The organism is Marinobacter sp. G5_S1_61_S3 (genome assembly GCF_054968585.1).
The window spans coordinates 340,748-350,242 of record NZ_JBQKUK010000001.1; the positions used below are offsets into that span (position 1 = coordinate 340,748).

Annotated in this window: 8 protein-coding genes; 6 read left to right on the forward strand and 2 right to left on the reverse strand. The window is 58.1% G+C overall.

The genetic code is table 11. From position 1 onward, the window contains the following. Positions 1-39 precede the first annotated feature (39 nt). Together ACTRWH_RS01480 and fghA are read left to right on the forward strand one after the other, a co-directional pair. Positions 40-459, forward strand: coding sequence for a CBS domain-containing protein (locus tag ACTRWH_RS01480; protein ID WP_036202051.1), 420 nt, complete (start codon positions 40-42; stop codon positions 457-459). Between the two features lie 36 nt (positions 460-495). Beyond that, positions 496-1,341, forward strand: coding sequence for an S-formylglutathione hydrolase (gene fghA, locus ACTRWH_RS01485; protein ID WP_036202054.1), 846 nt, complete (start codon positions 496-498; stop codon positions 1,339-1,341). Between the two features lie 18 nt (positions 1,342-1,359). Here fghA and ACTRWH_RS01490 read toward each other — a convergent pair whose 3' ends face one another. Continuing rightward, on the reverse strand, positions 1,360-2,481 hold the full coding sequence (locus ACTRWH_RS01490; RefSeq protein ID WP_075196299.1) for an HD-GYP domain-containing protein: 1,122 nt from the start codon (positions 2,479-2,481) through the stop codon (positions 1,360-1,362). 240 nt (positions 2,482-2,721) lie between these two features. On the opposite strand from ACTRWH_RS01490, the gene ACTRWH_RS01495 reads away from it, so the two are divergent. Further along, positions 2,722-3,717 carry a GGDEF domain-containing protein gene (locus tag ACTRWH_RS01495; protein ID WP_036202060.1) on the forward strand — a complete coding sequence of 332 codons (996 nt, stop codon included), beginning with the start codon at positions 2,722-2,724 and terminating at the stop codon, positions 3,715-3,717. A 14-nt stretch (positions 3,718-3,731) separates the two neighbouring features. Here the strand turns inward: ACTRWH_RS01495 and ACTRWH_RS01500 are convergent, their stop codons facing one another. Further along, complete coding sequence (locus tag ACTRWH_RS01500; protein ID WP_036205529.1) at positions 3,732-5,120, reverse strand: MATE family efflux transporter; 1,389 nt, start codon at positions 5,118-5,120, stop codon at positions 3,732-3,734. Positions 5,121-5,285: 165 nt separating this feature from the next. On the opposite strand from ACTRWH_RS01500, the gene ACTRWH_RS01505 reads away from it, so the two are divergent. The 3 genes from ACTRWH_RS01505 (at position 5,286) to ACTRWH_RS01515 (ending at position 9,422) form a co-directional block, all read left to right on the forward strand. Further along, positions 5,286-6,152, forward strand: a complete 867-nt coding sequence (locus ACTRWH_RS01505; protein WP_041335698.1) for an EamA family transporter — start codon at positions 5,286-5,288, stop codon at positions 6,150-6,152. A gap of 156 nt (positions 6,153-6,308) precedes the next feature. Continuing rightward, positions 6,309-7,886, forward strand: coding sequence for a methyl-accepting chemotaxis protein (locus tag ACTRWH_RS01510; protein WP_036202065.1), 1,578 nt, complete (start codon positions 6,309-6,311; stop codon positions 7,884-7,886). Positions 7,887-8,039: 153 nt separating this feature from the next. After that, positions 8,040-9,422 carry a sodium-dependent transporter gene (locus tag ACTRWH_RS01515; RefSeq protein WP_462825802.1) on the forward strand — a complete coding sequence of 461 codons (1,383 nt, stop codon included), beginning with the start codon at positions 8,040-8,042 and terminating at the stop codon, positions 9,420-9,422. The last annotated feature ends 73 nt before the right edge of the window (positions 9,423-9,495 follow it).

Here is a 9,495-nt window from a genome sequence, read left to right on the forward strand (position 1 = left end):
GGGACGAATCCAGAATATGACTGGTCAGGGAGTCTGCCAATGCAATCGCTAAAAGTATCCGATGTCATGTGGAACCACATCGAGCCCATTCGTCGTGGAACGCCCTTAACCAAAGTGGTCAAAACACTGCTTCACAACCACGTCACTGGGCTGCCGGTCGTGGATGACCACCGCAAGGTGATCGGGTTTGTTTCCGAACAGGACTGCATCCACGCCCTGCTGGTGAGCAACTACCACCACGAAGGCGACCCGATCGTGGACGACGTTATGTTTCGCAATCCGGTCACCATATCCCCGGAAATGTCTGTTGTGGATCTGGCCCAGAACCTGGGCGCAGGCAAGCCCAAGGTCTACCCGGTGGTTGACCATGATCGTTTGATCGGTATTGTGACCCGCACTGCCATCCTGGCAGAGTTTGCAAAGGCCGGTTATGGCATAGAAGTACCGAAATACGCGTAGTCAGAAGACTGTGAATTTTCCGACTGAGAGGTTCCCATGCAACTGCTCTCCACCAACGTCTGTTTTGGCGGCGAACACCGGCGCTACCAGCACCACTCGGCAGCCCTGGACTGCGATATGGAGTTTGCGGTGTACCTTCCTCCTGTTGCCGTGGGCAGCAACCCTCAAAAAGTGCCGGTTCTTTACTGGCTGTCGGGACTGACCTGTACCGACCAGAATTTCATGCAGAAGGCCGGGGCCCAGAAAAAAGCGGCGCAGTTGGGCATCGCCATTGTGTGCCCTGACACCAGCCCCCGTGGTCTGGACCTGCCCGGTGAACATGACAGTTACGATTTCGGTAGTGGTGCCGGTTTTTACCTGAACGCCACACGCCAACCCTGGGCCCCTCACTATCGAATGTACGATTATGTGGTGAAGGAATTGCCGCAACTGGTGGAAGGCCACTTGCCGGTGACAGAGGATCGCAGTATCAGTGGTCATTCCATGGGTGGTCACGGGGCACTGATCGCGGCGCTGAAGAATCCCGGGCAGTACAGATCCGTGTCTGCTTTTGCGCCGATTGCCAACCCCAGCGAGTGCCCCTGGGGTCAAAAAGCCTTCAGCGGTTATCTGGGGGACGACCCGAAAACCTGGGAAGAGTGGGATGCGACGCTGTTGATTCCCGGCGCCAGCGAACGCTTACCGCTGCTGGTGGACCAGGGTACAGCGGATGACTTCCTTGAAAGTCAGCTCAATCCCGAGGCGCTGGTCGAGGCATGTGAGAAGGTGCATCACCACATCAATCTGAGAATGCACCGGGGTTATGATCACAGCTACTTCTTCATCGCCTCGTTCATCGATGACCATCTGGAGCATCACGCCCAGGCGTTGGGCTTGAGATAATACAGAGCGCGTAGAGCGTTAGTGGAAACCCCAGAGTAGCCCGAAGTCCATGGAGGGCATCACTTCGGGCTGTTCAACGTCGATAATATTGAAATCCGGCTGGCTGCAATCCCGCTCAAAGGTGCCGCTGTAACGATTGCCCCTGGGACCAATGATGGCTTTGGCAAACGGGCCACGGTGACGGTGCGGGCGCCGGACAATCACCGCCACTTCGTTGTTGGCGAGCCTCACCAGAGTTCCTGGCGGATGATCGGTCAGAATGGCCAGCAGAGCCCGCGGAATGGCAGGGCGTAGTTTGCCGTCGGCCAGCGAAGCGATCAGTTTGCGGGCCTCGGTTATGTTCATTCGTTCGCGATAAGCCCGCTTCGTTATCATTGCCACATAGCGTTCCGCCAGCGCCAGGATTTCCGCCTCACCCCGTATGTCGGTACCACTCAACCCATGGGGATAGCCCGAACCGTCCGCCTGTTCGTGGTGCTGCGCAATGATTTTGAGTAGCAGTGGGCTGGTGATGTCGGCCTCTTTGAGTGCCTGAACGCTGCGTTCGGGGTGTTTGCGTATCACCGCGCGCTGCTCGTCGGTCAATACCCGGTTGGAAGCATTGAGTTTGTCGGCCACCGGCACCAGAGCCAGGTTTGCCATTAGCGCAGCACTGATCAGTACGGCGATCCGCTTGTCATCGAGGCCGAACCGGCGTGCAGTAAACTGACAGAGAACGGCATAGAACAGTATCTGTTCATGGATGGTGGGCTCGATCGAGTACAGGTGCACCAGTGCCAGGCTGGCCTCCGGGGATTCCTGGCACATCTGGTCAATCATTCGTGACAGGCCAAGTACCCGTTGGCGGGCACTGTCATCCTGGTTAGTAATGGCGTTTAGCGAGGATTCCAGGGTTTGCAGTAATACGGGATAATCCGCAAACGGGTTGCGGAGACGGATATCTTCCTGAATATCCTCGTCGGGGCGCTCAATCACCCGGGGCTGGAACAGGCCACGCTCGAACAACTGCTCCAGCTGAATGTCATTCTGTATGACGTAGCCCTGTCTCAGCAGAACATTGCCATCGGCGTCATAGACCGTCCAGGGCAAGGGCTTTCCAATGGTCAATGCGCCGGGTGCGATACGAAGAAGGTTCTGCACTCAATGGCTTCCTGGTGCTTATTATAATAATGCTTAAGTTTACCCCTTAAGCCGATACCAACTCCAGTTGTTGAACGGTCGGGAATGGGACGTTTGCGGTGATATGGGAATCTGCGTCCTTTGATTTAACAAAGTATTTCATTTGTGCGTTTGTTAAATTTCGTTGCGTTCAGCTTCCGTAATCGGATCTTGCGCTATGATAGTTTGCTAATAAGACCTTGGTAGGAATGTACTGTCACTATGCTCTATCGTCTGAAAACAGATTTCAGGCTGTCCATCATCACGTTGTTGGCCATCAGTGCCATTCTGGGGATAACCCCCTTTGCGGTGATGCGGTTTGTCCAGGGCAACGTGCTGGCCGGGGTGGTCGATCTGGGTATTATGCTGGCGATCACCGCCGGAATGATTTACGCCTGGATAACAGGCGATACCGCTCGCAGTGGTTTTGCAATGGCCCTGGTGGCCTGCGGCGGGGCGGTGACAGTCGGAGCGTTGGTCGGAGAGCCTGGGCTGTTCTGGTTATATCCGTGCCTGGTGACAAGCTTCTTCCTGACGGAACCCCGCTACGCAATTTTTATCAATCTGGCCGCCGTTGTTGCCTTGATGGTGCATGGCGTGGCCTTCAGTTCTCTTGTCCAGATGTGGACCTTCGCCGCCACGGCTATGGTCGTCAGCTGCTGCGCCTATGTGTTTGCCCATCGCAACGAGAACCAGCGGGAGCGCTTGGAACACCTGGCCACAATCGACCCCCTGACGGGCGTCAAAAACCGCCGCTCCATGGATCAGGAGCTGGCAATGGCCGTTGCCAGCGCTTCCAGAAACGGCATCTCCTACGCCCTGGTGTTGCTGGATATCGACTACTTCAAGAAGATCAACGACGAGTATGGGCACAACGTAGGGGATGACGTGCTGGTGGAAATGGTGGCGTTGATCGAACAGAACATCCGCAAGTCCGATCAACTGTTCCGCTTTGGCGGTGAAGAGTTTGTATTGCTGATGCCCGGGGTGGATTCAACCGGGTTGAAGGCGGTCATGCACAACCTGCAGCACATCATGCACAAGTTCCTGCGTCACCCCGGGGGGCAGGTTACCGCCTCCTTTGGCGTTGCCCTGCTCCAGGCTGGCGAAAAACCTGATGATTGGCTGGCGCGGGCGGATGAAGCACTTTATGAAGCAAAGGACACCGGGCGCGACCGTATTGTCTACGCGGACGACATGGTCGCCAGCCCTGCGTGATCGCCCCGGCAAGACTACTCTGGTTTTGGCGAGTACAGAAATAATCGCAGCCCCAACAGGATACTGGCGGACGCCAGCCCACAGGTAAGCCCCACCCAAAAACCAGCGGCCCCCATGGCAGGCAGCAACCAGTCGGTAAAGGTCAGCACCCACCCCAGCGGCAATCCAACGCCCCAGAACGAAAACAGCATGATGAGCATGGGAATGCTGGTGTCTTTGTAGCCCCGCAAGGCGCTGATGCAGGTCACCTGAATCACATCGGCAATCTGGAAGAAGGCCGCATACACCAGCAGTGTCACCGTCACGGCCTGAACGTCCTGCTCACCGGTGTAGAGCGCTGCAATTCCTTCTGCGAACACAAACAGCAGCACGGCAAATACCAGCGCCACCGCTGACGCCAGAATCAGCGAACTGCGGGCGATGAGCCGGGCAGTATCCGGCGCCTTGGCACCCACCAGGAAACTCACCCGCAGGGTCAGCGCCATTCCGATACTCAGCGGCAGCATGAACACCAGCGATACCACGTTCAGCGCGATCTGGTGCCCCGCCACAATCACTGGCCCCAGCGGTGCCAGGAACAGGGCTATGACCGAGAACATGCTGGCTTCCACAAAGATGGTAAAACCAATGGGGATGCCCAGGCGCAGGATATAGCGGATGCCCGCTGCGTCCGGTTTGGCCCAGTCTGCCAGCAGGTGAAAACGGCGATACACCGCACTGCGGTTCAGGTAGATCAGCAACGCCAGGGCCGCAACGCCGTTGGAGATGGAGGTGGCCCACCCACAGCCGATGCCGCCCATGGCCGGGAGGCCGAGTTTGCCGTAAATGAAGATGTAGTTCAGGGGCAGGTTGATCAGGGTTCCCAGCACCGAGAAGGCCATAATCACCCGGGTATGGCCCAGCCCGTCCGTCAGCCCTCGCAGTGCCATGATCATCAACATCGCAGGAATGCCCCAGGCGAAGGCGTCCAGGTAGCCCTGGGTGATGCGGGCGGTGTTGGTTTCCAGATTCAGGGCATCCAGCACCGGGTGCACGTTGGTCAGCAGCAGGATCATGATCACCGTGCCGCCGGCTGCGATATAAAGCCCCTGCCAGGTCGCGGGCATGATTTTCTCGGTGGTGCGCGCCCCGTTATAACCGGAAATGATCGGCTGCAGGGCCCCCAGGAGGCCCATGAAAAAGAGGAACACCGGCATCCACAGACTACTGCCAATGCCCACGGCCGCCAGGTCTTCGGCACTGGCGTGGCCTGCCATCACGGTATCAATGACCCCGTTGGCCATCTGCGCCACCTGGGCAATCAGGATCGGTCCGCCCAGGACGGCCAGCGTGCGCCACTCGGTCAGTGTGCGCTGGACCAGAGGCTGGCGGACTTCTGGTAATGGCTGGTGGGTTTCGTCCATGGAATCGTGAGCCCGGGCCGGAGAGATAAATTGGAAACTGTCAGGTGCGCTGGATGGTACCCCATTCTCCACTCCGGATGTCATAGGGTGTTTCCGTGGCACTGTGTACAACCCAGTGCAGTAGCGGGTAAAGTGCCGCCTTCCAATGTTTCAGGTGCGGGTAATATGGGTCTTCTGATTTTCGTAACAGTCCTGTGGGCGTTTTCGTTCAGCCTGATTGGCGAATTTCTGGCCGGGCGTGTGGACAGCGATTTCGCGGTGTTGACCCGTGTGGTGCTTGCCGCCCTGGTGTTTCTGCCGCTGACCCGCTGGCGTGGGGTTCCCGGAGGCTTGAAGCTGGGTGTACTGGTCACCGGTATGCTGCAGTTCGGTGTGACCTATTTGTGCCTGTACCGCTCGTTCAGCTACCTGACCGTGCCGGAAGTTCTGCTGTTTACCATTTTCACGCCACTGTACGTTACCCTGATCGATGACGCCCTGTACCGGCGCTTTTCGCCGATTGCATTGGTTGCCGCAGCCGTGGCAACGCTGGGTGCAGGGATTATCCGTTACGACGGCCTGAGCCAGGGCTTTATCACTGGCTTCCTGCTGTTGCAGGTGGCCAATTTCACCTTTGCGGCGGGCCAGGTCGGCTATAAGCACACCATGATGCGCTTCCCGACGGAACTGCCGGCCTACCGTACGTTTGGTTATTTCTTTTTCGGGGCACTGATCATTGCCCTGCCATCCTTCCTGATCTTTGGCGATGCCAGTCGTCTGCCCACGACCTCGTTGCAGTGGGGCATCCTCGCCTGGTTGGGCCTGGCAGCGTCCGGTATCGGGCTGTTCCTGTGGAACCGGGGGGCATGCCATGTGGATGCCGGCACTCTGGCAATCATGAACAACATGTTGGTGCCCGCCGGGTTGCTGGTCAATCTGGTGATCTGGAACCGGGATGCCGACCTGTTGCGACTGGCCATAGGAGGCGGTGTTATCGCCCTGTCGCTGTGGTTGAATGCGCGCTTTCATCCGCGGGCAAGGCTGGCGGTGTAACGGTACTCCCCGTTGTCTGTAAACGGTCGTCCCGGTTCACTCTGACATCCTCTGGATATCGGATATTTCACAATGTTTGCTGACGGCGTCTACGCTTAGAGTTGCCATAATTGCCAAACCAAATGTGGAATGGCCATGTCAGGGAGACAGCCTGTAATGCGAAAAAACCTTCCGGTTACCCAGCGTGAAGTCCGAATGGCCGAAAGCGGTCGACTGATTACCACCACCGATTCAAGAGGCGTCATTACGTACTGCAATGACGAGTTCGTCGACATTAGCGGTTTCTCTCGAGAGGAGTTGGTCGGCCAGCCCCACAACGTAATCCGTCATCCGGATATGCCGTCGGCTGTATTTCAGGGAATGTGGGAGTACCTCAAGGCCGGAAAACCCTGGATGGGGGTGGTCAAGAACCGCACCAAGAGCGGTGACCACTACTGGGTGAGCGCTTACGTGACCCCGATTCTTGAAAACGGAAAAATGATTGGCTTCGAGTCGGTACGAGTCTCGCCAACCCGTGAGCAAGTGGCGCGGGCTGAAAAACTCTATCCGAAGCTGTCTGCCGGCAAGGCGGTCGTCAGTGTCCAAAGTCGGATTGCATCTGTCTTGCGGTCAGGATGGCCCTTTGCCCTGTCGTTGGTCCTGAGCCTGGTGGCGTTGACCATGCTGGGCAATTCCGGGATGGCCATCGGCGTGATCGTGGTAGCTCATGTGTTGGCAGCGGGGCTGACCCTCAGGTCCATAACCGCCCGCCTGCAGAGCCTGCTTGACCTGCGCCCTGACGCCTTCCGTGATGCCGTTGTGGCACGGACCTACAGTGATGAAAGCGGCCTGTTCTCGCAGATGGCCATGCTGATCATGAGCGAGAAAGCGAGGATTCGTACCGCCCTGGCCCGTATTGATGACCAGGCGGAGCTACTGTATGAGCATGCCAGGGCGAGCCACCGTTACATCAGCGAGGGCGCCGAGTCGATTGCCAAACAGCGGGCCGAGACCGACCAGACCGCATCGGCCGTTAACGAAATGACGGTGTCGATCCAGGAAGTGACTGAAACCGTGAATGGCAACGCCAAAGTGGCGGAAGAAGCCAACCGGATGGCGGCCACCGGCAGCAAGCGCAGCGGTGAGGCCCTGACGGCCATCGAACAGCTGGTCACCCGGGTGAACGGCATTGGCACGGCCATCCAGAAACTGGGTGCCTCAACAGAAAGCATTGGTGAGGCCGCCAGCCTGATCTCAGACATTGCTGAACAAACCAATTTGCTGGCACTGAATGCGGCCATCGAAGCCGCCCGTGCTGGCGAGCAGGGTCGAGGGTTCGCCGTGGTGGCGGACGAGGTCCGGTCGTTGGCCCGCCGCACCCGGGATTCCACAGTACGTATACAGCAGGTCATTGACGACTTCCGTAGCCAGGTGGAACAAGCCGTTCAGGCCACCCGTGAAGGGGAGCAGGATGCAGGCAAGGGCCTGGAGAAGGTGCGGGAGGCAGAAACGTCCTTGCAGGAAATCGTGTCTTCGATCCATGATATTTCCGACAGCTTCATCAGCATGTCGGCGGCCTTTGAGGAGCAGAGCCAGGTATCCGAGGAGATCAACCATCAGGTGGTCAATATTGCCGAACTGGCCGATCACAGTACCCAGCAGGCGGATTCCGCCAAGGACAGCAGTAACAGTCTGAGCCAGATGTCCCGCGGGCTGAAAGATCTGGTCTCCCGGTTCGTGAGTAAAAACGGCTAGTTATCGGCCGGCCCCGGAGATGTTTACGTCCCGGTGCCGGCCCTGGCTGGCATCCTGCGCATACTGCTGGCAAAATCCCGCCCCATCTGCTGAAGCAGGCCTTCGGCATACCTCTTCTAATCGATTCATCAGCCAAAAGCACAGGATGAAACAATGACTGGTTCCAAATCTACCCCGGCCCATCGTGGGCTATGGTCCTCCCGGATGGCCTTTATCCTGGCCGCGACCGGTTCGGCCGTCGGGCTGGGCAATATCTGGAAATTTCCCTATGTCACCGGCGAAAATGGTGGTGGCGCTTTCGTACTGGTATACCTGCTGTGTATCGCCATCGTCGGTATCCCCATCATGATGGCGGAGGTTTATATCGGCCGTAGTGGCCGACATAATCCGATCACCAGTTTCCGCCTGGTGGCCGAGCGCAACCTGGCGTCACCGGTATGGCGGATCTCTGCCATTGTGGGTGTGCTGGCAGCGTTCATTATCCTGTCGTTCTATTCTGTCATCGGGGGCTGGGCGGCGTCCTACGTTGGCCACGCGGCCATGGGCGATTTTACCGGCCAGAGCGCGGACGCCATCGGTGAGCTGTTCGGCGGCCTGCTGGCCAGCCCGGTTACACTGTTGATCTGGCACACCATCTTTATGGCATTGGTGATTTTCGTGGTGGCCCGTGGCCTCAAATCCGGCCTGGAGCGAGCCGTCACCATCCTGATGCCCGCCCTGTTCGTGTTGCTGCTGGTTGCGGTGGGCTATGCCACTACCACCGGCCACTTCGGTGCTGCTGTCGCCTTCCTGTTTACCCCTGATTTTGGCGCCCTGACCATGGATGGCGTACTGGTAGCGTTGGGCCATGCATTTTTCACCCTGAGCCTGGGTATGGCCATCATGATGGCCTACGGTTCCTATCTGGGAGACGATGTGTCGGTCGGGCGGACTGCAGTGACCGTGTCCATCATGGATACCGTGGTGGCGCTGATGGCCGGCCTGGCGATTTTCCCGGTGGTCTTTGCCAATGGCCTGGAAGCCGGTGCGGGCCCCGGCCTGATTTTCCAGACCCTGCCATTGGCCTTCGGCCAGATGCCGATGGGCAGCATATTTGGTGCCCTGTTCTTTGTGCTGCTGTTGTTCGCGGCCTGGACCTCCGCTATTTCACTGCTGGAGCCAGTGGTTGAATGGCTGGAAGACAAACTGATCGTTGGCCGTGTGGGAAGCACGGTGGTGGGGGGGGTTGCCTGCTGGCTGCTGGGTATTGCGTCCATCCTGTCCCTGAACGAGTGGTCTGGTTTCGCGCCCCTGGGCATGTTCGAGCGTTTCGAGGGCAACACCATCTTCGATCTGCTCGACTTCTTTACCGCCAACGTGATGCTGCCGCTGTCCGGCCTGCTGACGGCCCTGTTTGTCGGCTGGTGCGTGGCGAAAGAGTCGTTGCAGAGCAATTTGGCCCTTTCCGGAGGCAGCTTTGCGCTCTGGTACAACCTGGTTCGCTTCGTAACACCGGTGGCGGTTGCGATCGTGTTTGTCTACAACCTGATGTCGTAAAGGCCGTCAGGGGATTGAAAGAAACCCGGCCCACGCGGCCGGGTTTTTTTGTTGTGCGCCAGGCATGGCGCGT

Coding starts and splice junctions, on each gene's coding strand:
- fghA (WP_036202054.1), top strand. CDS start 496: ATGCAACTGCTCTCCACCAACGTCTGTTTTGGCGGCGAACACCGGCGC.
- ACTRWH_RS01510 (WP_036202065.1), top strand. CDS start 6,309: ATGCGAAAAAACCTTCCGGTTACCCAGCGTGAAGTCCGAATGGCCGAA.
- ACTRWH_RS01480 (WP_036202051.1), top strand. CDS start 40: ATGCAATCGCTAAAAGTATCCGATGTCATGTGGAACCACATCGAGCCC.
- ACTRWH_RS01495 (WP_036202060.1), top strand. CDS start 2,722: ATGCTCTATCGTCTGAAAACAGATTTCAGGCTGTCCATCATCACGTTG.
- ACTRWH_RS01515 (WP_462825802.1), top strand. CDS start 8,040: ATGACTGGTTCCAAATCTACCCCGGCCCATCGTGGGCTATGGTCCTCC.
- ACTRWH_RS01505 (WP_041335698.1), top strand. CDS start 5,286: ATGGGTCTTCTGATTTTCGTAACAGTCCTGTGGGCGTTTTCGTTCAGC.
- ACTRWH_RS01500 (WP_036205529.1), bottom strand. CDS start 5,120: ATGGACGAAACCCACCAGCCATTACCAGAAGTCCGCCAGCCTCTGGTC.